The sequence below is a fragment of the Pseudomonas putida genome, assembly GCF_001976065.1.
GTDB classification, from domain to species: domain Bacteria; phylum Pseudomonadota; class Gammaproteobacteria; order Pseudomonadales; family Pseudomonadaceae; genus Aquipseudomonas; species Aquipseudomonas serbica.
On the sequence record NZ_MNAH01000007.1, the window covers coordinates 169,318 to 191,854 of the forward strand.

Here is a 22,537-nt window from a genome sequence, read left to right on the forward strand (position 1 = left end):
AATCCTGAAGATCGCAAGAGTGTGCGCTTGTTAATGCAAACCAGTTGCAGTTGAACAGGAAGACGATGAACTCGAAAAAAACCTGAATTTTATTTTGAAATTATTTCCTGGCTGCCGTCATCGAGGGTGCGCACCGCCACCGGAAGGATGCTCGGCAAGGCCTTGAGCAAGGCGTCGGTGTTGTCGGACTTGAACACGCTGGTCAGGCGCAGATTGCCCACGGCGGCATTGCCGACCTTGAGCGGCTTCTCCCGATAGCGCGAGACTTGCTCGGCCACATCGGCCAGGCTGGCGTCGTTGAATACCAGCTTGCCGCTGCGCCAGGCCGTCAGTTCGGCGGGATTGACCGCGTAGGCCGCAGCGACCTTGCCCGCGGCATCGACATGACTGCCCAGGCCGGCGGTCAGGCTGATGAACTCGTCGTCGGCGGCGTCGCGTCCCTGCACCTTGACCGTGCCCTGCTCTACCACCACCCGGGTGTCGATGCTGCCCCGGCGCACATCGAAGCGAGTGCCGGTGACGGTGACCTTGCCGCTCCCCGCCTCCACCACAAAGGGCCGACTGCTGTCGTGTTCGACGCTGAACAGCGCCTCGCCTTCGCTCAGCTCAATGGCGCGACGATCCTTTTCAAAGCGCACCTGGATGCGGCTGCGACTGTCCAGATCGACCGTCGAACCATCGGGCAAGGCCACCAGGCGACGCTCGCCCAGTGCCGTGGAAAACTCGGCCGTGTAGGGCGCCGGTGGCTGCAAGACACTGAACAGCCCCAGGCCGACGGCCATCGCCACCACACTGGCGGCCACCGCGTAGCGCACCAGCGGGCGTTGCCTGGTGCGACTCGGCGCTGGCTCGCACAACGCCTGCAAACGCGCCGCCGGCACCAGGTCGGCCGCTGTCCACAGGCCCTGGAGCCATTCGAATTCGTTGCGGTGTTGAGGGTGCTGGTTCAGCCAGCTGTCGAATTGGCGATACACCTCGACATCGACCGCGGGCTCCTGCAAACGCACAAACCACTGCGCCGCTTCATCGCGAACCGCTGTTTGCCCGCACGCACAATCACGGGTATCCATCATGGAAGTTCCTGTTTGTCCGGGGATGGGAACACGCTGCACTTCATGGATACAGTCCATCCAGGCGGTCGCGCAGATGCCGCAGCGTGCGGATCATATACTTTTCCACCATGTTCTTTGACAGTCCCAGGCGTTCGGCGATTTCAGCCTGGGTCAGGCCTTCGATTTTCTGCCAGACAAACACCTTGCGGCAGTTGAGCGGCAGCTCGGTGAGCGCCCGCTCGATGGACTCCGCCAACTGGATCGCCTGCATGAAATGCTCCGGGTCGCCGGATGATGACACACTGACATCGATCGCCTCCGACTCCAGGGCGCCTCGCCGATCCTCGCGCCGATACCCGTCCACCGCGATGTTGCGCGCCGTCTGGTGCAGGTAGGCCCGGGGTTGCTGCACCGCGGCCGAATCCGACTCGAGCACCCGCACGAAGGTATCGTGGGCCAGGTCCTCGGCCTGCTGACGGTTTCTCAGGCGACGGGTCCAGGTGCCAACCAACTCTTCGTAATGCTCGAGAAAGCCGTGTCTGCGGGGCAGCTTGGGGGTCATTGCGGTGTGCTGTGGGTGCGAGAGCGTGAATAGTAATGCTTCCTATTAACCTAAGGCAACGATTTGCGTCCGCACGGCCGATGTAGGCTTTCAAAAAAAATGACAAAAATGGCAAATAAATGATCCAGACAGAATCACTAACTAATTGTTTTCTTTGAAAAATATCAATGACTGCCAAAAAAAACGTGCGAAAGCATGCTCTCGCACCTTGTTTGAAAGGGGTGCCAACTCTACCGAAGGCCCACGAAAACTCCGCGCCTACGCTAAAAGATAAGTAGAGAGGTGTATGTGCAATGTGCAATGCACACTGCGTATCCACCTATCGATAAATACTTAATCAAAATATTCCCGACAGTTACTGATAAAACTCATCCCGTAAAAAAAATAAAACTAACCACCCTCAAAATAATTATTGTAATCGCCAATTTCATTGACTTAAGATTCGACCCTATCGGCGCGCCGACCTACTGCAGTACGTAGAAGCTTATACTTACGAGTTATCAGCGTTAGTTGCAGGCGCTAGAATACACTTACGTGTTAGCAGGTGATGAGATACTCGCCGAAATACACTTACTTGTTATTAGCTGAAGGACAGGCGCTTTGAGTTATACTTACGTGTTACCCATCAAAAGGAAATGCACAGAGTTTACGCTTACACGTTATCAAATCACCGAAAGGTGCAGGATATTATAACTACGTGTAAAAAATGGCTTGGCAAAAGACTCTGGCTTTGCCGGGGGGGGTTGTGAACCGTTCGTCATTAAAACGCAAAAAGCCAGAAATGAGTTTTAGACTCACTACCTGGCTTTAAAGAGGAGGTTCCAGAATGTAAAACGCGGCCAACCTTGAGGGGTTAAGACCGCGACGAAAAACAAGAAAAACTACTACGTGTGGTGCGTGTAGTTTCTTCCTTTTTTTCGTCGTCTGTCAACCCCCTCCCATAACTTCGATTTCAGCGAGGCCACTCGACAGGAAAGTGTTGCCTGTCGAAAGCCCCAAGTCCAATGCACTTGTCGAGCGTTGTGTAGACGCACGCTTGTGAGGGAGTTGCAGATGCCTGTACGAAAAGTCGTAACGCGAAGGTCCAACCATTTCAGGGGATTTCACCCGTCACGTAAGAATGGACTGCCTATTGCCTGGGAATCCCAGTTGGAAGCTAGCTTCCTTCGTTTCCTAGAGCTCTCCCCTGAAGTCCTGACATATGAAGTCCAGCCGTCATTGGAAGTATTTCCCATCGACGGCAAGGAAACCAAATACATACCAGATGTATGCGTCGATTTTGTCGATGGGACGACGGGGTGGTTTGAAGTTAAACCATCGATGCGCCTTCTCAACCATAAGGTGACGCTGAAAACCAAGGCGATACAAGCTCACTTCGCAAGTACGGAGCGTACATTTCATATCGCGACAGAAAAATTAATTCTCGCGATGCCAATGGCTGACAACCTTTTAACGCTGATGTACCACCGGCGCGGAGCGGACGTATCAGAAGCATACAGTGAAAGCTTGAGCTCTAAGTTCAACAGCGCGCCTCCTCAGACAATGGCTGACTTGATTGATCTGTTGGGTGCGCAAGAAGCATGGCGATTATTAGGTTTGGGTTACATAGGTATAGATCTGAGAAATCCTGTTTCCGCCTCGACTCCAATTTTCCTGACCGGTGGTCATCGCCATGAAAACCTTTTCGCTTAAACCCTCCCTTGTGATAATCCATGAAGATCGCGCTATGCGCTTTTTCGGAAAAAGTGTAAACCACAAACTAATCTTCAAGGACGAATATGGAGAACCTATTACTTTCTCCGAGAGAGAGTTTTACCAACTTTTTGATGAACGAAAGATCACTATCGATACAAATCAGCCTCACCTAGGCAAAATCCCTTACGTTCGTAATGTTGCGCCAGACTTAACGTGCTTTCCGAAAAATCACTCGGCCGAGGCGGTACGACGTAAACGCTATCTCGATGCTGCGCAAACGTTTGAAGGCAAACTCCCAAGCAGAAAAGACTTAAATAAACTGCTTCCGGATCTTGCTAAGCAGCTTGAAGACACGAAGGGAGCCCCCTCAGCGGTTACGTTTAGGCGATGGTATTACAAAGCGAAAGGCAACAGCATTGTTGCTTTAGTACCTCTGCACGCAAAAAAAGGTAGAGCCACGGTATACACTCCCGAGTTAGAGGACCTACTCCTAGATACTCTAAACACGATTTACTTTAAACCCGAATCGGCACCAATTACGCAAGTCTATGAAGAGTTTATTCGCCGCACACACGAATACAACAACGATAAATTGCCGTCTGCTCAACTGAAATATATTTCAGACTCTACTGTTCGACGCTACATCAACAAGCTCGACCCTTACGAGGTCGAAGTAAAAAAGAATGGACGGCATGCGGCGGAAAAAAAATACCCGAAAGCAGTTGGACAACTTACCGTCAGCAATATTCTAGATCGTTGGGAAATTGACCATACGCCTCTCGATGTCATGACCGTGGACCCAGTTACAGGTCGTATGATTGGACGCCCTTTCCTGACTGTCGTACTGGACCGCTATAGCAGGATGATCATGGCGTACTGGCTTCACTTTGCAGCACCCAATACAGAAAGTGTTCTGCGAGTGATAGAAAGAGCAATTAGTCCTAAAGCATCTTGGCTTGCGAAATTCCCTAAAGTTATAAATGAATGGCCAGCTCGCGGCCTCCCCTTGCGCATCGTTCCTGATAACGCTGCCGAATTTCACGCTGATAATCTGGTCATCGCATTTACGGAAATGGGTATCGAAATAATGTTTCCACGCTCCAGGGGCCCTCAAATGAAGGGTGCTGTCGAGCGTTTTTTTAGAACTCTAAATATGGGGCTCATTCATACGCTTCCAGGCACTACCTTTTCAAATGTCAAAGAACGCGGGGATTACATTCCTGAAAAGCACGCGTGCCTAACGTTGCAGGCCCTCGAGTCAGCCCTTATTAAATGGATAGTCGACATCTATCACCAAACGCCACACAAAGGACTTGACTCGAAAACACCCATGGCAGTCTGGAAAGCCATGGAGCCATCTCGTGTCATACAGATGCCGGCAGATCTTGACGCCCTGGAGACCGCGTTATCGCACAGGAAACTTTCGACTATACAAGCGTATGGCATCCAACTGTCCAACAACTTTTATCACTCTGATGAGCTCGCCAGCTTACGAATTAGATTGGGAGAAGAAAAAAAGGTACAGATTAGATATCGTGACGAACTCGGTCACATTTGGGTGCACGATCCTTTTCGCAACGTATTTTTTGAAGTTCCAGCAAAGGACAAGCGACTCGTAGGCATGAGCCGAGACTTATACAAAATTGCGACAAAAATAGCTAAATCCGAAAATGCAAACAGCATAGATCGAGAGGCCATTCAGCGCGCATATCATCAACTCCGTAAAGATATAGAAGAGGAACGTCGCTCCAACAAACTGCGTATTCGACGTGAGGCAGCGAAAACAGAAGCTGCGTTGAATAAAAACACTAGTAGCCAACCCACAGCAGCACCATCACCGAACTCGTATGAGTTTCCTTTTGTGGAAAATGATAGCGACGGAACACCGTCGATGTTCCCCATTCAATCATTTTCACCAATGGAGGTGTGACATGAACCTGACGCCGGCCACCGTAAAGACACCCAGGTTAAGCAACCATTTTATTACCACCCCTCAGATCGAGAGAACTTCGGCTCGAGTATATGAAGTTATCGATGATACAAGAGCCTCTGGAAAGTCGAAAGGACTTGTCATTTGCGGACCCAGCGGTGCTGGTAAAAGCACCATGATCAAAAAGATCATAAAGGATCGTCGCATTGAAATCGCTGACGGTCATGAGTTTAAGACCATTTACATGGACATACCCTCAAAGCCCACCACAAAATCGATGGGGGAAGCATTTCTGGAGGCTCTACAAGATCCTTTTGCGAGGAAGCATGGCCACTCGGCGGAGTTTAAATTACTTCGAATTGTGGGCTTAATCAAATCACTCGGTACTGAGCTAATAATTTTCGACGAAGTTCAGCACATCGTTGAGTATCGCCGAAACACTGAAGAAACAAGCAAATGGATCAAGTATTTAATGAACCACACCGGTGCTGCTGTGATCCTTATTGGCATGCGAGAAACTCAAGAAATCTTGAATAATGACCAACAATTGCGCAGGCGTTTTTCCGCCACTATTGATTTTGATAGATTCAAAATCAGCAGTCCATCCGCGAACAATTTTTCCTCGCTACTCAGAACCCTGGAGACCATTATCAAAGTTAAGTCCGTCAGCCTCACCACCAGCGAAATGCTGCAGAGATTCTACTACGCCTCTTACGGCCTCATAGACTATCTGACAAAGATACTTGATCGCGCAGCATTTATTGTTATAAAAAACAAACTAGAGGGAATTACCCTCGAGGTGCTTTTCCAGGCATTTGTCGACGAAGTTTGGAGTGACGCAAAGGACAACCGAAATCCTTTCTCCTCTCAGTTTAACTTCCGCTCCCTTATCGGGCGCAACGAACCTTTCTATAAAGTTGACAACGATCGACAATAACGAGGAGCGCGACCATGTTTTATAAAAGTGCTGAATACGTCGACCAACAATTAATTATATTGAGAGAACAAAATGAGGCCAGAAAACTTGCGGCGATGCATAGAATGCACGCCGCAAATGAGATGCCTGCACCACCCACCATCAATTTATTGATCAAAACCAAACTTTTTCCTTGGGAAAGCCTTGAAAGCTTACTCTTTCGAGTATCTACACTAAATCACCTTTCAGGCATTTCCATTCTGCAGCGTGCACTGATGCTTCCGGAGAATGGGGTGATGTCGATTCAGCGACACCTGCAGTTAGGCGTAGCGCTAGGCCAGGACCTGAGAGCACTATCTCCAACCATTCCAACCCTAATGAGCAAATCGACAATTAGGCTGCAGGGGCATCTGCTGCCGATCAAGCACCTCGCACTCAGTTCGTCCCGCGCGTGCCCTCATTGCGTGGAGGAACTTGGATACGGAAAGTCATACTGGTCGTTAGCCCCGTTTTCCGTCTGCGAGATGCATAAATGTATGCTGATCGACAGTTGCTCAGCATGTGAAAAGCCGTTATCAGCAACACGCCCCGCTTACGATCGTTGCTCGTGTGGCGCACGTTACTCAAAAACGACCTCAACTGACTGCTCTGAACAGATACAAGAAATGAGCAGCATCATTGCAGCCAAATTTACCAGGCAACCTATTGCTGATGGCAGTCGCTTTTATCCGGATGAAGTTCTTTCGATGGAGTTGCTGGACGTGCTGGAGTTGTTAGCATTTCTAGCTGCCCTGTCAGAAAACCCGGGTACGACGTACCTGGACTTAAACCGTAAAGTCGTGAGCCTGAAACTTTGTCATCGGCGCTGTAAAAAGGCGACCAACGCACTATTGGACTGGCCGAATGGTTTCCACAGGTTACTAGCCTCTACTCGAAGTTTTAGGCCATACAACGAGACGGCCGCCACTGTATACAACAGCATTTCTCACGTCATCGGCGCGATCCCTGCGGGGACGCAACGAAAGTGGTGCCCCTTTATTCTGTCCGGCGTGGAGAGCTTTTTGAGTAAGCGCGAATCGTGGAGCCATTCTTCTTATTAGAGGAGAGCGTACCGATGTTCGGCCTAACAGTTGACCTGAGTGTTATTCCTGGCGAAAGCCTAACGAATTTCCTGCAACGAGTAGCTGCTGCCAACTTTTTAAAGTTAACGGATCTCGTGGCACACCTTAGGGATTCTACACAGCCGAACATTTTTCCGAACTCACTGCTCCCAACAACGTGGAGATCAGCCTATGAGCACCTGACATCTCAAACCACAAACAAAACGTGGTCTTGTCTAAAGCCAAAAATTTGCACCTCCTGTTTTTCGGAGTATCAACAAATCAAGGAGCCCTGGGATCTGACACTTAACACTGTATGCGCTTCACATAACATTTTGCTTAGGGATCGATGCCACCACTGCGCAAGCCCTTTCAACCTTCAGACCATCGAATGCCAAAAATGCCTGCGTTGTGGTGCCTCAATCTTCAACTGCACAACAGCTCACCACATCGCCTCTAAAGAGGCGGTGTGGTTGTGTTGTGAATTTGAAAAACGACTGAGGGGCACCGACTCTGACGGCGGCTCCCCTATCGATCAATTGCATGCCCTGGATCTTCACTGCATTGCAATGTGGTTAGCAGACTTTGGATGCACTGCTGAAAATGCCTTTGCGAAGAGAACCAACAACCTGTGCAAGGTAGAGAACGCTTATCAAATGACCTCTATGGCCGGCCGACTTTTGTCAGACTGGCCAGCTAACTTTCATTGCTCACTTCAAAAACTGGATGCCCGCATTGCAACCTCCAAGAGGAATTCAGCGACGAGACATGCAGATCGTTTGAGAATGAACATCTATGAAGGACTTACGAGCCCCGCCTTTGATTTTGTTCGTTCTGAGCTTGAAGCGCATTCGTTGTATCCAGATTGCACCAGAGACAATTCGCATCTCGGCATCCATTTACCCAGTGAGCCAAGGCAGCTGGCTTCCTTGGAGGTCGCATCAAAGGCACTCAACCTTAACGTTCCGTTGCTGAAAAGGTTGATCGCCGAAGGCGAGCTTTACGGATACAGTGTAGTGGTCAACTAATCCCGGACACGACGTTAAGTTTTTTCTCGGCCTGAGCTGGGGCCAGTCCGTTATTGAATTGGTGCGGTCTAATCCAGTTGTACCGATGCATCAGGTAATGACTGATGTCGCGGTGCGCTTCTTGAGCTGTCATGTAGCCCACGGTCGGTATCCATTCAGTTTTCAAGCTGCGAAACACACGCTCCATCGGCGCATTATCCCAACAGTTTCCACGACGGCTCATGCTTTGGCGCATGCGGTAACGCCAGAGCCGTTGGCGAAACTGGCGACTGCCATATTGCGAGCCCTGATCCGAGTGAAACAGCAGCCCTTGAGGCCTGCCACGCTGTTCGTAAGCCATGTCCAACGCCTTGATGACCAGATCCGCATCCGGCTTGTTTGACAGCGCCCAACCCACAATTCGGYGTGCGTAGAGATCCAGAACGACAGCCAAGTAATGCCATTTCCCTTGAGCCCAGATGTAGGTGATGTCGCCACACCAGACTTGATTCGGCGCCGGCACATCAAACTCTCGATTCAAGATGTTCGGAATGTCAGGCCGCTCAACCGTCGTTTGTTTGTAGGCATGTGATCCAGGTTGTTTGCTAACCAACTCCAGCTCCCGCATCAGGCCACGCACCTTGAACCGCCCGATTTGCTCACCGTCTTCCTGCATCATCGACACGATGCTGCGGCTACCGGCGGCACTTCGACTTTGCGTAAACAGTTCGTTGACCCGACTGCGCAACCGAAGCCGCTCAACGTCCGGAGTTCGGCGCCTGAGGCGGTGGGCGTAGTAACACGAACGAGTGACATCAAAGACTGCGCAAAGCCAATCAACCGGCTCTTGGGGGCTCAGTTGATCAATCAGCGCGTGCGCTCGTGCTCTTCCGACATCAAGAGCGCGGTAGCCTWTTTTAAAATGGATTTCTCCCGCTCAAGGCGAGCGATTCGAGCTTCCAATTCCTGGATTTTCTGTTGCTCTGGCGTCAGCGCCTTGCTCTGCGGAGTCAAGCCGTTGCGCTCCTGCTGGAGTTGGTTAACCCAGCGACGCAACGCGGACTCGACCACCCCAAGCGAGCGGCTGGCTTCGATATGRCTATAGCCTTGATCGAGCACGAGGCCTGCGGCCTCGCGTTTGAATTCAGCGGAAAAGGAACGACGTTGTTTGGTCATCAGACACCTCTATCTGGCGAGCATTCTCGCCTAAATGGGTGTCCGGTTTCATTAGACCACTACAACCCTCAAAAGATAGAGAGACAATTCCAATCCTTCTGGTCAGCTCGAATGCAAACAAGTGGTCAGTGGGAATGCAAACGACTGGTCAAGTCGAATGCAAACGGGTGGGCAAGTCTGTGCAATTACCCATGTGCTTCGGAGCGTCGCAATTTGGCGCTGCACCGCGGAAATTCCTCTAGCAATGGCACCACGTCACGACATAAAACCTTTCACGCACGGCGCCCATACTGGCGTTTAAGGTTTCCGCGACACGGCTGGCTATGGTTGGCTGATTCCATTCTTAACGAAAAGAATTCCAATCGTAGTGAAAAACCATGCTGGTTCGCGTCCCCGGTCAGATACATGCCAGACGCTAGGGACGCTGCGCATTTTAATCAATAATCAGTCAGTTTTGATCATTGAATGCCAGCAGCGAGAGTTTTAGCTATCACCAACGTTGCGGTTCGTGTTGCAGCTCCCGGGCCGCCAATTCCAGACACCATTCCCTCGTTTCAACCTTCACGTTTATATTCTGGTGATTCCGTTTGACTGTCTGCTGAACGCCTACGGATTGCACGCCACGTTCGACCATCGTGGTTCTCGATTATAACTTGGCGTAATAGTCAGCATAAAAAGTAGAAAATTGACTAATCATAGCTTTGGGAAAATAGATCTCCACCAAAAGGGTGCCGTCAGAGCGCCGCAGATTTGCTGGCCGCATAAGCGAACCGAGTTGGCCGGTCCTACCGCCATCGGTTCAGGGTTGATTCAAGGTTTTGTCTGTTTTTGTTGGCAGTAAGAGAATCTACCAATTCACTACGTACCCACACTCTCTTAGCTCTTTGACGACCTCCCGTTTCCAAGCCCCTGAGGTATCAAAGTCGACGTAGACCACCCCGCTAATGTCATTGGGTGTTTCTATCTCGCCCTTGGACAACGCACACACGTTTTCTCTTCCAAGCTTGGCCATCAAGTAACCATGCTCGAAAACAACGTTTTGTCGGGCTCTGTTTCTTGCAGGTATCGTTCTCTCATGCGCCCCACGACCACGATCGCAGGGTGTATACAGAACCAGGGCGAAGTCAGCATCACCTGAGTAATGTTCGATTTTCTCAATGATCGTTCTGCCGCCACTTGCTTGCTCGTGCAGGATGATCGCTTTCAACCCGATGGACTCGATGAAGCGACTCACCTCCTGCTTGGCTTCGTTATCTCTGCCATGGACTATGAACACGTTTCGTTTGTTCCTAGCAACGACGGGGTCATTCCTCGGGGCTGTGGGAAGCCAAGGAGACATCGGGGACACTGCTGTGGAAGCAACCGAACTATTAGGAGCAGGAACGCTTGAACCGAATTCTAACGTATCAAGCAGCGGAGTAAATTGCTGTGATAGATAGGTCCTACGCTCCGCGTAACTGGGATACTTGTGCTTAATGAAGCTCCAAAAGGAGTCGAGATCTCTGTGCATCTTTAGCCACACTGGTAGCTGTTCAGAAACCTCCGCATCATTTAAAAGTTCGTGCCGAAGCTGTTCATATTCATAAGAATCCCCGCCATTTCCTGTAGCTCGAGCGATCAACAAGGTTTGCAAATAACCGACCTTGTCAAAACGGGTTTTCAAATATTCTAAGCTCATCGAACGTATTCCATATTCGGTGGCGCCTCTTGGCGACCTTGCTGGGCACAGAGTAGGAAAGCTACCGATTCGCCATCATTCTGTCTATCGGTCTTAGTCGTCCTTGCGATGCTGCAGCACCAGCTTTGCAAGGCCCTGCCGGATGTGCCCTTCGTTCTCGCCTATCGCTTGCAGGGCTCTGCGAACGTTCTCGCCGACCGCGGCGTGACCCTGCTGCTCGACCAACAGCGTCAGCTCCATGATCGCGGCTTCCAGCGCCAGTTGATTGTTGTAGATGCGTTCGAGGGTGGCAGGCAGAGAATATTCGGGTGCAGGCATGCCTTCGACTCCATTCGAGAAAACCGAAAGCGTAGCAGTGATGCGGGGGAAATGAATAAGGCGCCTGTGGAGAGCGTCCTAAGCTGTCGGTCCAGCAGCATGGCCTTGGGGATTTTACCCGGTTCGAGGGAAAAAGTAGCGCCTCCGTGGTCCAGCCTTGCATCCACAGATCCTGTACATCTACACCGTTAAGAATAGTCTGTGGCATCACCACATAGATATCCCAGCCTACAAAACTCGACTGTTGTTGCAGCTCCCGTGCGGCTGTTGATTGCGGGGCAGGGCCATACCTCATTCATCAACTTCGGCGCCTTCCTCGGTTTCACCGCGGTGAACCTGTGTGTCATCTGCTACTTCTACCGCACTTGCCGAACCCGGCGCCTCAGGCTGTTTGGCTATCTGCTGGCCCGCTGCTCGGTATGTGTGTGAACTTTACCTAGTCAGTCAGCTGAGTACGAACGTGAGCGCACCTGAGGCCTTGATCAAAAAACCTTGGCCTCGGAGTAGCGGAAGCCCTTGCGGTTCATTTTCATAGAGTACGTTTTCATTTTTAATGAATTCGATTTCATTTTTAATGAACTCGGGCGCCCAGGAACTCCAGCTGCTGGCACATCAGCAGGCGATTGGCCGCATGGTCGTCGACCACCAGCACATTCAAGGGAACTGTGGCGCAGTGGATGGCGGGCTCGGCTATTTGCTCCCTGGATTCGCGGGGCAGCGTGGGTAGTCGCAACGAAATTCTCACCCGGGTACCGACGCCTGACTGGCTGCTCAACTGCAGGCTGCCGTTCATCAATTCGCACAGGCTGCGACTGATCACCAGTCCAAGCCCGGCACCGCCCCTGGCCGACTGCCCGGTATGACCGGCTTGGGCGAAAGGTTCGAACAGCCGTTGCTGATCCTCATGGCTGATGCCCGGGCCGCTGTCTTCGACCAGCAACAGCATTTGAACCTGGTTGGGCTCGCTGGTCAGGTGCAGGGCCACGATAATCCTCACCTGACCCTGTTCGGTAAACTTGATGGCATTGCTGACCAGGTTCGACAACACCTGCTTGAAGCGCAGGGGATCGAGCAACACGTCGATCACCGGATTGGCCGGGTTGAATTCCAGTTGCAGCTCGAGCCCCTTCTGCCGGGCCAGCCCGTCGAAGATACGCGCCACCGACGCGACGATTTCCTGCGGATCGACCCGTTCAGGGTTCAGGCTCAGGTGCCCGGATTCGATGCGGGCGATATCGAGAATGTCACCGATCAGTTCCAGCAGGTCTTTCGCCGAGTGGTACGCCACATCAATGGCGGGGCGATCCGGATGGTGCTGTTCGATGCGCTTGAGGGTCAGTTCGAGCATGCCGATGACGGCATTCATCGGGGTACGGATTTCATGACTCATGGTTGCCAGGAATGTGCTCTTGGCCCGGTTGGCTTCATCGGCTCGCTCTTTGGCGCAGCGCAGGTCATCGAACAATTGCCGCCGTTCGCTGATGTCGATCCAGCCACCGATGATGCCTTGCACCTCACCGCTCGAGTCGCGGTAAGGGAGAATCCAGTGATAGATGGTCAACCGGCGGCCGCCAATGTGCAGCGCCCGGTCAAGGATCATCGGCGTACCCTCGGCCACAACACGCTGGTAATCGGCCTGGTACTCCTGCGCTTCGAAGGCATTGCTCATGGTGCCCTGGATCACGCTCTTGCCGATCACGTCTTCGCGTTTTGCGTTGAAGGCTTGCAGGTAACTGTCATTGCAACTTTGCAGCAGTCCTTGACGATCGCGCACATAAATCGGGTGAGGCGTGCCGTTGACCAATGAGCGCATGAATTCGAATTGATCGTTCAACGCTCGCTCGGCCGCCTTGCGTTGATTGATCTGGCGGCGCATGTACGCGTTCCAGGTCACGGAGATCAACAGCAGCAATCCGGCCCCGATGACGATCTGATAGAACACCCGCTGAAATTTGCGCCAGGTGTTTTGCGAGGAAGCCGAATAGCCGCGCCAACGACTGTTGATCACGCCCAGCTCCTGCGGTGCGATGCTCAACAGTGCCTTATTGAGGATGTCATTGAGTTCCTTGGCCTCGCGATCGGTTGCCAGGGAGAACGCCGCCTGCTGGGTGCCTAGGGTGGTGCTGATTTGCAATTGGGTTTCGAACAGTTGCGAGGCGATGAAGTAGTTGGCGATCACCAGCGAATTCACCGCCCCTTCCACCCGGCCTTCGGCGAGCATTTCTACCGCGCTGAAGGTGTCCGCTGTCTTGATCAACCGGATCTGCGGGTATTCGCTGCGCAGGTAGTCCATCAGGGGATTGCCACGGGCAATGGCCAGGCTCTTGCCCTGAAGCTGTGCAAGGTTTGTCGGACTGTCGTGCGCCTTGCGTGTCAGCAGGACGTAGGAGTTTTGCAGGTACGGGCGGGTAAATGTCAGCAAGCTATCCCGATGCGCGCTGGGGAGCAGTGCGGCGATCAGGTCGGCCTGACCGGTCTTGATTCGCTCGATCATGTCGCTGTCGCTGCGGCTGCGCTGAATGTCGAAGCGCAGGCCGGTGCGCAATCTGATCAGCTCCAGCAGATCCGCGGCAATCCCGCGGAAGTTGCCGGCACTGTCGAAAAACGTCAGCGGCGCATAGGCTTCATTGACGATCACCCGGACCACCGGATGTTGCGCCAGCCAACGCTCCTCACTGTAACTGAGCTCCAGTTTTTGATCGGTAAGCAGGATATCGCTCCCGGCACTCCAGCGTTTGGCGATGTTTTCCCGTTCGCTGGCGGGGATAGCCTTGAGCGTCGTATTGATGATGTCGAGCAGTTGTGGATTGTTCTTTTGCACGGCGAAGCTGAAACCGTGGGCTTCGTGTTTGCCGAAACTGGCCATGTGAATGTTGTTCAGGTAGCCCTTGTTGATCATGTAATGGGTTGAAATGGTGTCGCCGAGAAAAACATCTGCCTGGCCGAAGGCAACCGCATTGATTGCGTTCTGGTAGGACGGGTAGGACGTGATGATTGCCTTCGGGTAGAGGGCCTTGATCTCTTCCAGGGGCAAGTAGTGATACACCATGCTGAGTCGCAAACCGGTCAGGCCATCGTTGAGCGGACGGGTTTCGCCTTCACGTGTCACCAGGACCGGTTGATCTACCGCGTAGGGGGTGGAAAGCGCGATGTCCTCATTGCTCGCCTCAAATCCGTTGGCGGTGCCCAGCAGGTCGACCTCGCCGTTTTCGAGCGCTTCGATTGCAGCTCCCCGGGAGGCAAAACGCTGAACCTTGACGGGCAGGCCGAGGGCCTTGCCCAGTATGCCCGCGTAATCGGCAGTAAATCCTTCGTAGTCATGGCCGCTACTGGTGAGGTCGAAGGGGGGGTAGTCTGGTGCCGAGGTACCCAGGATCAGTTCGGTTTTACCCTCGATCCAGTGTCGTTGTGATGGGTCCAGCTGGACTTCAAGCGGGAGCGCTGAACGACTGAGCAAGGTGTATTGCTCATGCTCCTGCGCAGCGTGTAACGAAGTGCACAGGCATAAGCCTGTGGTCATGATCAGCAGATAGTCCTTCAAGCGGCTGTGCATTCTGTGTCTCACACCAATGCGTTACGTTTTGCCATCTCGATGAGTTCAACCAGGGATTTGGCCTTTAGTTTCTGCATGAGTCGTTTTTTATAAGTACTGACTGTCTTGTTACTCAGGAACATGCCTTTGGCAATTTCCTTGTTACTGCGACCTTGTGCAAAAAGTTGCAATACCATGAGCTCCCGGTCATTGACTGACTTGAATAGTTCAAGTTCGGCGCAGCGTGCATCGTCACCCCGGGCAGGGTTCAAGGCTTCACTTGGAAAATAGTTGTAACCAGACAGTACCGCTTTAATGGCACTTACCAGCTCACTCAAGTCTTCCTGTTTGCAAACATATCCCGAGGCGCCGGATTGCATGCAGCGTATACCAAACAGGGTGGGACTTTGAGCGGTCAATACCAGGATTCTCAGAGGCGTACTCATGGCGTTGAAACGGGCAAGTACTTCCAGACCATCCAGTTTGGGAATGCTGATATCGAGAATGACCAGGTCGGGCATGCATTCACGAACCATCTGCATGGCATCGACACCATTATCGGTTTCACCGACGACTTTGTAGCCTTCGTGTTCAAGCAACATACGAACGGCAAGCCGGATGACTGGGTGATCGTCGACAATAAAAACGGAGTTCATAATCAAATCCCATGCGAGCTCAGATAAAGCGCGCACCTTAGCTCAGATAGTTGAGTGGACGTATGAACTGACGGGTCTGTCGTGGCAATATAGGAATGTTCCTACGTGGGAAAAGGAATTGCCTTACGTGTCAATCGGTTTTTTTGGCGAAGTTACCACAATTAGTGTTGTGGTTTAGTTATAAAACTAGAGGCGGGGATGTTTGGTCTGCAGACTTTACAAGTCATTGCAGGTTTGCGGAATCAATGTCAATAACTGTCTCAGTTCGCACTGGTTCAATGGTTTTATCAAGTAACCAAGTAATGGCAGTCCCTTGAGGATTGCCAGGTTTTCAAGTTCAATCAATTCAATGGATGTCAGGCTGCTTAAAAGTATTGCCTGCTTGATCATTCCCCGATGACTGGCAATTTTTATCAGGTCAATCCCGGAAACTTCGGGCAGGCATTGGTCGCATAACAGAATATCGAAGGGCTGCTCGGCCTTGACCATGTGTTGCAATGCGCCTGTGGCACAGTCCGAGGTGGTCAACTGAGTGAAGCCGTAACTCTCAAGCAGGCATTGGGTGGCCCTGAGCTGAAACGGATGGTCTTCCACCAGCATGATGCGCAGATTGTCGTTGATCATATTGTTCACGCTTCTTCTTTCGGAACCGATAGGCGTGATTGTTTCCCGGCAGGACCGGGCATGCGATCAGTGCACTCGACATGTTCTGTAGGCAAATTCAGCATTGGTTGAATGTTTTTGGATTTTCAGGACTGATCGGCCATTACCAAGGGGGTAATGGCTGATCAACCGTTCATCGTCAGTGGCTGGATCGACCGGTCATTTCCAGGGCCATGTGACTGGCGTAGCTGTCAGTCATGCCGGCGATGAAATCGATCATGCGCAGGAACGAGTGGTGCAAAGGGCCATTCGGATCGGGTGCATTGTTGCCCAGCAGGTCGAGAACCCGTCGGCTCTTGAAGGACGGCGTTCGACCATTGTGTTGCTCCAGTGCGGCACCGCAGAAAGCGTTGAGCAGGATTTCCAGGGTGGTATAGGCGCCGATCTCATGCAGGGTCTTGCGCTTGTCCTGGAAGATCTTCTGTCGCGCCATGTCCTTGGCATTGAGCACGCAGCGTTTGGCCGGGCCGTGCATGTGTTCCACCAGGTCGCCAGCCAGGGTACCGGCCAACAGCGCGTCCTGTTGCTCGACAAAGGCGCGGGCTGCGGCATTGGTCAGGTGCTCGATGGCCTTGCCTCGCAGGATCGCCAGTTTGCGCCGGCGTGAATCCTGCGGGCCGAGCAGGCGATAGGTTTGCGGTAGATCGTCGCCCACCAGATCCAGTAACAGCGACTCGACTTCGGCGTACTCCAGCAATTCCATTTCCAGGCCGTCTTCCAGATCGATCAACGCATAGCAGATGTCATCGGCGGCCTCCATCAGGTACACCAGCGGATGGCGCGCCCAGCGCTGCTCCTCAAGCTGCGGCAGGCCAAGCTTAAGCGCGATCTGCTCCAGCAGCGGCAGCTCGGTCTGGTAGCAACCGAACTTGTGTTTCTTGTACCCCAGCGAGTCGGCGTGCCTGGCGGTCCATGGATACTTCAGGTAAGTGCCCAAGGTGGCATAGGTCAGCCGGGTGCCGCCGTCGAACTGGTGGTATTCAAGCTGGGTCAGTACCCGAAAGCCCTGGGCGTTACCTTCGAAGTTGAGGAAGTCATTGCGTTGCGCATCATTCATCGCGTCCAGCCAGCCCCGTCCGGCAGCTTGCTGGAACCAGTGCCGGATCGCGTCTTCGCCGGAATGGCCGAAAGGCGGATTGCCAATGTCATGGGCCAGGCAGGCCGATTGCACCACCATTCCCAGATCACTGGGTTCACACCAGTCGGGCAGGGCGCTGCGGATGGTTTCGCCGACGCGCATGCCCAGCGAGCGGCCGACGCAACTGACTTCCAGCGAATGGGTCAGGCGCGTGTGGATATGGTCGTTGCTGTGCACAGGATGAACTTGAGTCTTGCGTCCGAGACGGCGGAACGCCCCCGAGAAAATGATTCGGTCATGGTCTTTGTGAAAAGGACTGCGGCCCAGTTCTTCCGGGCTGTGCAAGGGCTTTCCGAGGCGTTCGCGGGTAAGCAGGGTAGGCCAATCCAAGGCTGGGTCGCTCCGTCAGGTGACTGATTGACTAGCTTCCCGGTTCGCAACGGTACCTGCAAGTGTCACTACAGGCCCACCGCATCGATATCGATGAGCAGCAGTCGTTCGCCGTTGTCGAAAAATTGCCCGGCGGTGAGGCAGTACTGATTGCTGGTGGCGTCGCGATAGGTATTGGAAAGGGTCAACAGGGGCTCATCCCAGCCTTGCGCCAGCAGGTGATAGAAATACGGACGCCAGGACCAGTTATGGCCCAGGTAGCGGTTGTCTGCGACCCAGCCGTTGTTGCGCCATTCCATGTTGGGCGTCAGCTGCGTGCCGTGACGGTCGCATTGATAGAAACGCAGCAGCCAGGGAAAGGCGTCCAGTTGTGGCAGGGCGCTCAAGGGGGCGCAAGTCTGCGCCCAGGCCTGCAGGATCGCCATCAGCTCGCCCAGTTGCTGGCGCATGATCATCAGGCGACCGCGCTCGGCCAGTTTTTGCTGCACATAGCGCTGACGCAGGTGCGCAAAGCGCTCGACAAAGGCGTCAGCGGCAAAAAAATCCACCTGTGCCCCGGCAAACAGGAACCCCTGGACGTAACGGGAGCCGCACTCCAGGGCGAAATTCAGTTGTGCTTCGGTTTCCACGCCTTCGGCAATGATCCAGCAACCGGTTTTTTCCGCCATTTGTGCCAGGGCCTTGACCACGTCGCTACTGGGCCCGCCCAGCGCCGCCGCCTGGAACAGGCGCATATCGAGTTTGAGGATGTCCGGTTGCAACGCCAGTACCCGATCGAGCTGAGAGTAGCCGGCGCCGAAATCATCGATGGCGATTCGTGCGCCGGCTTGCCGGTAACGCGCCACCACTTGTGCCAGGCGCTGGATGTCACCGCCCAGTTCAGTAATTTCGAAAACGATTCGCTGCGGGTCTATACCATGCTTTTGCAGCTGGCCCAGGCTCGGCAACGGTTGGTCCGGACGCAGGCGGCTGATCCACCGTGGGGAAATATTCAGGCTGAGAAACCAGTCGCCAGGCACCTCATGCAAACGGCTCAACGCGTTATCGCGCAGCTGACGGTCCAGGCGACGCAACGCAACGGCGTTTGTTCGGGGATCGGCGAACAGCGGTCCCACTGAAGCCAGTTGGCCGTCGGCTTGGCGCAGTCGGCCCAAGGCTTCCACACCGGCGATACGGCCGGTGGCGGTATCGATGAACGGCTGAAAGCAGGCGAGCGGTTGCCCGTCGATCACAAGGCCTCCTTGGATGGTTCTTGTTATTGGATAAAGCCTGGTCACCGGGTAGGCACGCAGGATTGACCCCCTCGATGAGGAGGTTCAATCCTGTGGGTATTGCAAGAATGTAGCCAGAAACTGACAGGGTCAGTGTTTACGTGTAGAGCCTTGCATGACCAGCTTGACCAGAGGCCCCAGGGTGGTGCCCAGTCGGATCAGGCGGGTCAGGCTGCCCAGGCCCGTGCCGCTGCGGGTGCCCTTGCCGGTCAGGAAGCCCAGCAGGGTGACGGCCGCCACGCCCCACAGCGGTGCATGCTTGATGCCGAACCCGTCGTGCAGGTTCTGGCTCATGCCGCGCAGCCGATGCAGGGGTTGCAGCAATTGCCCGGATTCGTGACGGATTTCCTGGCGATGCATTTCCATGCGCAGGCGGATCAGTGCCTTGCGCATTTCCGTGCGCGAGCTGTTTCGAGGCAGTTCAGGCAGGTTCATGGCAACAGGCGCTCCCGATCATTGGCCAGTTCTTCCAGGGTGCCATGGAAGGGCGAGGACTCATCGAAGATGGCCGCTCTCAGACGGATCCCGCAGAACACGCAGGCAAGGGTGTAGAACACGCAGAGCGAGATGATGGCGGGCAGGCGATAGGTGTCCCAAAACAGGATCAACACCAGTGTCGACAGCCCTACCAACAGCAATAACGCGAACACCAGCGCCAGGCCTGCAAACAGCAACAGGCTTACAGTACGGGCTTTTTGCTCCTGCAATTCGATGCCGAACAGTTCGACGTGACTGTGCAATAACCCAAGGACAGCGGCGCCCATGCGTCGCGATGAGGAACTTGCGCCCGTCTCGGACGCGCCGATTTCATCGATCGCCATGATCAGCGCCGGGTTGCCAGCAGGCCAATCAGGAAACCCACACCCGCGGCAATACCGACCGATTGCCATGGGTTGGCCTGGACATAGTCCTCGGTGGCGGTGACGGCAGCCTTGCCGCGCTCGCGCAGGGATTCTTCGGTCAGTTTCAGGGTTTCCCGTGCACGCAGCAGACTGTCGTGGATCTGGTCGCGCAATTCATCGGCCTGGTCACCCGCCAGGGAGGCGGTGTGTTCCAGCAACCGTTCGGTATCGCTGACCAGTGTCTGAAAATCGCTCATCAGGATTTCTTGAGCAGTCTTTGCCTTGATGCTGGCCATGGGTGATCTCCATAAGTGGCGTCTGAATCGTTCGAGTATGAGCCTTGTGCGAAGGTTCAGTACAAATGACTGGTACAACTTTTGCTGTGTCGTGGTGCGTCGGTTCACACCGTTGCGCTGTTGCTGGGCAAGATTCCAGTAAAACCTTAACTCAAACAATCAAAACCCGCGCAAATGTCCCGGTCGTGATTGGCCTTGATGAACCCTGTGCTTCAAAACGGTTCATCGGAAGAGACCTGTTCATTTCGACAAGGTCTCAACTTGGTGCATGGATTGCCCGCGCGAACTGCTTTGGTGCTTTTTTCAGCCTTAAGGTCTGCCAAATCCATGGAAAATCTGCAAAGCGCTGTGGACACGCTGGTCCATAGCTCCAACACATTGTTCATCCTCATCGGTGCGGTCATGGTGCTCGCCATGCACGCCGGCTTCGCCTTTCTGGAAGTCGGGACGGTCCGGCAAAAAAACCAGGTAAACGCCCTGTCGAAGATTCTCAGCGACTTTGCCGTTTCGACCCTTGCCTACTTCTTTATAGGCTATTGGATTTCCTACGGGGTCACTTTTATGCAACCGGCGGCCGTGATCAATGCCGATCACGGCTATGGCCTGGTGAAGTTTTTCTTCCTGCTGACCTTTGCCGCGGCGATCCCGGCGATCATTTCCGGCGGCATCGCCGAGCGTGCCCGGTTCATTCCGCAATTGTGCGCGACTGCGATGATCGTGGCGTTCATCTACCCCTTCTTCGAAGGCATGATCTGGAACGGCAACTTCGGATTGCAGGCCTGGCTGCTTGAGCGTTTTGGCGCCAGCTTTCATGATTTCGCCGGTTCCGTGGTGGTCCATGCCATGGGCGGTTGGCTGGCGCTGGCAGCGGTGCTGTTGCTTGGGCCACGCAACGGGCGTTATCGCGAAGGGCGGCTGGTGGCGTTCGCACCGTCGAGCATCCCGTTCCTGGCGTTGGGCTCGTGGATCCTCATTGTCGGCTGGTTCGGCTTCAACGTGATGAGTGCGCAGACCCTGCAGGGTGTCAGCGGGCTGGTTGCGGTGAACTCGCTCATGGCCATGGTCGGCGGCACGATGGCGGCGCTGATCGTCGGGCGCAATGACCCGGGCTTTCTGCACAATGGGCCGCTGGCGGGCCTGGTGGCGATCTGTGCCGGTTCCGACCTGATGCATCCAGTGGGTGCGCTGGTCACCGGTGCCATCGCCGGGGCGCTGTTTGTCTGGTGTTTTACGGCCGCGCAAGGCAAGTGGCACATCGATGACGTGTTGGGTGTCTGGCCGCTGCATGGTCTTTGTGGCGCCTGGGGCGGCATCGCCTGCGGTATCTTTGGCCAGACGGCCATGGGTGGGCTGGGTGGTGTGAGCATTGTCAGCCAGTTGATCGGCACGGCGCTGGGTGTGGTGGTGGCGCTGGCCGGTGGCTTCGCGGTGTATGGCGTGATCAAGGCGTTGCATGGCCTGCGCCTGAGTCAGGAAGAAGAGTATTACGGCGCGGATTTGTCGGTGCACAAGATCGGCGCCGTCAGCCAGGATTAGCCGTGGGCTCATTGGCTCGACGCCATTTCGGGGCAGGCCTAGAATAAGCACTCAATTTTTTGGTAGAGCGCTCATGCTTCCTGAATGTCAGCTGTTCGGCACTCTTGGGTGCCATCTCTGTGAAGTGGCCGAAGCCATGTTGATGGAGTTTGTCGAGCGAGGCCTGCTGGTGGAGCTGGTGGACATCGCCGACGACGAATCATGGTTCTCAGCCTACAGCCTGCGGATTCCGGTGCTGCGTCGGGTCGACACCGGCGCGGAACTGGGCTGGCCTTTCAGTGCCGACGAAGTGGTTGCCTTCTTGCGTTGAACGGTTTTGTGGGTGGACAGGTTCCGCCCGTCGAACTTTAGCAGCGATCCCCTTGGCTTAACCGACGCGATTCGGATACTGTATGCGTATACAGTTATCCGGATTGCTGCCTTGCTGTCGCCGATTCCAGGCATTGAGCGAGGCCGACCCGGGCGTGAGAGGGATGAGTCGTGGTCAATGTCGAACAATTGAAAAGCAGCGTTAACCGCATGTCGGTGGAGGTGATACGCGAAGCCGTCGCCGAACTGCGTCTGGACGGCTTGGTGACGGAGGGGAAAACGCCCTTCAACAAGCTGCATTTCAACACCTGTTTTGCCGAAATCGAAGCCTTGTTCCAGCGAGCGGGCTATCACCGGCAGCTGGATGTCGTGGGTTATCAGGGGTTGTTGTACGCACTTTATGACCCGGGTCGCTGGGAGGCGGTCGATGTGCTGCGCTGGCTCAAGGAGTACACCGAGGCGGCTGGCCGCGCGCAGATACCGGCGTGAGGATTCTGCGCTAGGTTCGTTGGCGCCGCTGTTGGATAATG

At 54.1% G+C, this 22,537-nt stretch carries 21 protein-coding genes and 1 pseudogene; 9 read left to right on the forward strand and 13 right to left on the reverse strand.

Annotated elements, in window-relative coordinates:
* Positions 1 to 89: 89 nt before the first annotated feature.
* On the reverse strand, positions 90 to 1,073 hold the full coding sequence (locus BKX96_RS22800; protein WP_077185532.1) for a FecR family protein: 984 nt from the start codon (positions 1,071 to 1,073) through the stop codon (positions 90 to 92).
* A gap of 40 nt (positions 1,074 to 1,113) precedes the next feature.
* On the reverse strand, positions 1,114 to 1,614 hold the full coding sequence (locus tag BKX96_RS22805) for a sigma-70 family RNA polymerase sigma factor (protein ID WP_077185533.1): 501 nt from the start codon (positions 1,612 to 1,614) through the stop codon (positions 1,114 to 1,116).
* 1,053 nt (positions 1,615 to 2,667) lie between these two features.
* Here BKX96_RS22805 and BKX96_RS22810 point away from each other — a divergent pair.
* Genes BKX96_RS22810 through BKX96_RS32495 form a run of 5 tightly spaced genes read left to right on the forward strand, consistent with a single transcriptional unit; the run spans position 2,668 to position 8,283 of the window.
* Positions 2,668 to 3,306: a TnsA endonuclease N-terminal domain-containing protein gene (locus tag BKX96_RS22810; protein WP_077185534.1), complete on the forward strand. Its 639-nt coding sequence runs from the start codon at positions 2,668 to 2,670 to the stop codon at positions 3,304 to 3,306.
* Positions 3,287 to 5,239 (forward strand): TnsB C-terminal domain-containing protein, encoded by a 1,953-nt coding sequence (locus tag BKX96_RS22815; RefSeq protein WP_082240499.1) that lies wholly within the window; start codon positions 3,287 to 3,289, stop codon positions 5,237 to 5,239. Before BKX96_RS22810 ends, BKX96_RS22815 begins: the two co-directional genes overlap by 20 nt.
* Before the next feature lies 1 nt (position 5,240).
* The gene (locus BKX96_RS22820) at positions 5,241 to 6,176 is read left to right on the forward strand and encodes a TniB family NTP-binding protein (protein WP_077185536.1); all 936 of its coding nucleotides are present in this window, start codon (positions 5,241 to 5,243) and stop codon (positions 6,174 to 6,176) included.
* A gap of 14 nt (positions 6,177 to 6,190) precedes the next feature.
* Positions 6,191 to 7,255, forward strand: coding sequence for a TniQ family protein (locus BKX96_RS22825; RefSeq protein ID WP_077185537.1), 1,065 nt, complete (start codon positions 6,191 to 6,193; stop codon positions 7,253 to 7,255).
* 14 nt (positions 7,256 to 7,269) lie between these two features.
* Positions 7,270 to 8,283, forward strand: a complete 1,014-nt coding sequence (locus BKX96_RS32495) for a TniQ family protein (RefSeq protein WP_077185538.1) — start codon at positions 7,270 to 7,272, stop codon at positions 8,281 to 8,283.
* On the opposite strand, the gene BKX96_RS22835 is transcribed toward BKX96_RS32495, so the two are convergent.
* The 3 genes from BKX96_RS22835 to BKX96_RS22850 all read right to left on the reverse strand — a co-directional run bounded on the left by BKX96_RS22835 (position 8,276) and on the right by BKX96_RS22850 (position 11,434).
* Positions 8,276 to 9,438 (reverse strand): IS3 family transposase gene (locus tag BKX96_RS22835; protein WP_143512461.1). Its coding sequence is split into 2 segments (ribosomal slippage): positions 8,276 to 9,177 and positions 9,177 to 9,438, totalling 1,164 coding nucleotides; the frame shifts between segments, so codons are not numbered across the junction. The two genes, BKX96_RS32495 and BKX96_RS22835, sit on opposite strands and share 8 nt — an antisense overlap.
* An 847-nt stretch (positions 9,439 to 10,285) precedes the next feature.
* A complete protein-coding gene (locus BKX96_RS22845) occupies positions 10,286 to 11,116 on the reverse strand; it encodes a TIR domain-containing protein (RefSeq protein ID WP_077185541.1) in 831 nt (276 codons plus the stop codon).
* 93 nt (positions 11,117 to 11,209) lie between these two features.
* A complete protein-coding gene (locus tag BKX96_RS22850) occupies positions 11,210 to 11,434 on the reverse strand; it encodes a hypothetical protein (RefSeq protein ID WP_077185542.1) in 225 nt (74 codons plus the stop codon).
* Between the two features lie 258 nt (positions 11,435 to 11,692).
* On the opposite strand from BKX96_RS22850, the gene BKX96_RS32920 reads away from it, so the two are divergent.
* Positions 11,693 to 11,863 (forward strand): hypothetical protein, encoded by a 171-nt coding sequence (locus BKX96_RS32920; protein WP_179092168.1) that lies wholly within the window; start codon positions 11,693 to 11,695, stop codon positions 11,861 to 11,863.
* 151 nt (positions 11,864 to 12,014) lie between these two features.
* Here BKX96_RS32920 and BKX96_RS22855 read toward each other — a convergent pair.
* From BKX96_RS22855 to BKX96_RS22890, 8 genes and pseudogenes are all read right to left on the reverse strand, one after another.
* A pseudogene (locus BKX96_RS22855) lies at positions 12,015 to 14,987 on the reverse strand (transporter substrate-binding domain-containing protein); the annotation flags it as partial.
* A gap of 8 nt (positions 14,988 to 14,995) precedes the next feature.
* The gene (locus BKX96_RS22860; RefSeq protein WP_046816098.1) at positions 14,996 to 15,622 is read right to left on the reverse strand and encodes a response regulator transcription factor; all 627 of its coding nucleotides are present in this window, start codon (positions 15,620 to 15,622) and stop codon (positions 14,996 to 14,998) included.
* 216 nt (positions 15,623 to 15,838) lie between these two features.
* The gene (locus BKX96_RS22865; protein ID WP_046816099.1) at positions 15,839 to 16,246 is read right to left on the reverse strand and encodes a response regulator; all 408 of its coding nucleotides are present in this window, start codon (positions 16,244 to 16,246) and stop codon (positions 15,839 to 15,841) included.
* 178 nt (positions 16,247 to 16,424) lie between these two features.
* Entirely contained in the window at positions 16,425 to 17,753 is a 1,329-nt protein-coding gene (locus tag BKX96_RS22870) for a deoxyguanosinetriphosphate triphosphohydrolase (RefSeq protein ID WP_077185543.1), read from the reverse strand.
* A gap of 68 nt (positions 17,754 to 17,821) precedes the next feature.
* A complete protein-coding gene (locus BKX96_RS22875; protein ID WP_046816101.1) occupies positions 17,822 to 18,985 on the reverse strand; it encodes an EAL domain-containing protein in 1,164 nt (387 codons plus the stop codon).
* Positions 18,986 to 19,114: 129 nt separating this feature from the next.
* A complete protein-coding gene (locus BKX96_RS22880; RefSeq protein ID WP_046816102.1) occupies positions 19,115 to 19,459 on the reverse strand; it encodes a hypothetical protein in 345 nt (114 codons plus the stop codon).
* On the reverse strand, positions 19,456 to 19,845 hold the full coding sequence (locus BKX96_RS22885; protein WP_077185544.1) for a phage holin family protein: 390 nt from the start codon (positions 19,843 to 19,845) through the stop codon (positions 19,456 to 19,458). The genes BKX96_RS22880 and BKX96_RS22885 overlap by 4 nt, the downstream gene beginning before the upstream one ends.
* Positions 19,846 to 19,847: 2 nt before the next feature.
* A complete protein-coding gene (locus BKX96_RS22890; RefSeq protein ID WP_046816104.1) occupies positions 19,848 to 20,162 on the reverse strand; it encodes an ElaB/YgaM/YqjD family protein in 315 nt (104 codons plus the stop codon).
* 327 nt (positions 20,163 to 20,489) lie between these two features.
* On the opposite strand from BKX96_RS22890, the gene BKX96_RS22895 reads away from it, so the two are divergent.
* From BKX96_RS22895 to BKX96_RS22905, 3 genes are all read left to right on the forward strand, one after another.
* Positions 20,490 to 21,698, forward strand: coding sequence for an ammonium transporter (locus tag BKX96_RS22895; protein ID WP_077185545.1), 1,209 nt, complete (start codon positions 20,490 to 20,492; stop codon positions 21,696 to 21,698).
* A gap of 73 nt (positions 21,699 to 21,771) precedes the next feature.
* Positions 21,772 to 22,008 (forward strand): glutaredoxin family protein, encoded by a 237-nt coding sequence (locus tag BKX96_RS22900; RefSeq protein WP_046816106.1) that lies wholly within the window; start codon positions 21,772 to 21,774, stop codon positions 22,006 to 22,008.
* Positions 22,009 to 22,178: 170 nt separating this feature from the next.
* Entirely contained in the window at positions 22,179 to 22,496 is a 318-nt protein-coding gene (locus BKX96_RS22905; protein WP_046816107.1) for a transcriptional regulator, read from the forward strand.
* Positions 22,497 to 22,537 lie beyond the last annotated feature (41 nt).